The 1,384-nt window shown below is 61.5% G+C and carries 1 protein-coding gene; it reads left to right on the forward strand.

All coding sequences use genetic code 11. From position 1 onward, the window contains the following. Positions 1-1,231: sensor histidine kinase (locus tag AC1DT3_RS21235; protein ID WP_477467169.1), on the forward strand; the 1,231-nt coding region annotated here is incomplete at its 5' end. Between the last annotated feature and the right edge of the window lie 153 nt (positions 1,232-1,384).

Raw genomic sequence — 1,384 nt, forward strand, 5'->3', positions numbered from 1 at the left:
CAGTTGGATGGACGCTGTTCATCCCGATGATCTGGCGCGGATTTTGACGGACGTGAAGGAATTGGTGAAGAACCAATCGGCCTACGCGATGGAGGCGCGCTATCGCAATCGCGACGGCATGTACCGCTGGCACATGATCCGCGCCGAACCCATCCACGACGCGCGCGGTACGTTTCGCGGGTGGTCCGGCACAAGCGTCGACATTCACGACCTCAAGGAGACAGAAGCAGCGCTTCGCAACAACGAGGCGCAATTGCGCATCGCGTTGCAGGCCGCGAGCATGGGTGTCTGGATGTGGGACAGAGTTACCGACGTGCTCGAACTGTCCGACAGTGCCGCTTCACTCTTCGGTGTCGAGCCCGGCGGCACCATCAAGTGGGCTGAGCTGCGGACGCGACTTGATCCGTCCGATGCGCTTCGTGCTATGGCAGCCGTGGACAAGGCGGTCGAATCCGGCGAGCCGTACGACATCGAGTATCGGCTCACGCATCCGCGGGACGGACGCAAGTTCTGGCTCGCCGCCCAAGGCCACGCGACCTACGACGCTGCCGGAACGATGATCGGCATGACCGGCGTCGTGCAGGACATCACCGATCGCAAGAGAGCGGAAGAGCAGCAAAATCTGCTCATCCGCGAGCTTCACCATCGGGTCAAGAACACCCTCGCCACGGTCCAGGCGATCGTCGGATCGACTGCGCGCACGGCATCCAGTATCGACGAATTCTACCAGGGCTTCGTCGGTCGCATCGTTTCGCTCGCGCGCACGCACAATCTCCTGACCGACGACCTTTGGCAAAAGGCATCCCTGGACGAGTTGATCGAGAACGAGCTCGGTCCTTATGACGACGACAACCGCAACCGGATCGTGATCGACGGACCGATGGTCGAATTGCCGTCGGAAGCGGCGGTGCCGATCGGTATGGCCATTCATGAGTTGACCACGAACGCTGCCAAGCATGGAGCGCTCTCGACCTTTGGCGGTCAGGTGGAGGTGCGGTGGCGCCTCGATGGTGATGGAGAGAAGCCTGTCCTTCACTTCGAATGGACGGAGAAAGGCGGCCCCCGCGTTGCCCAGCCGACCCGACAAGGTTTCGGATCACGCCTTCTGCAACGTGTTCTGACGACTCAACTGCAAGCGGACGTGCATATGGACTTCGCGGAGGACGGACTGCGCTTTAAGATGGTGCTGCCCGTCCCTGGGGAACCGCCCCTCTTCAATCCGGATACTTAGATGCTTCTCAGTTCTGCGCGCTCTCAACTGGTCGTCGTCGACGTTCAGGAGCGTCTCATGCCGGCCGTCACGGAGGCCGAAAGAGCCATCCGCAACATCGGCATACTCGTGCAGGCGGCCGATCGTCTGGGCGTCCCGATGACGGTGACGGAG

This window comes from Microvirga sp. P4_G7 (genome assembly GCF_056401005.1).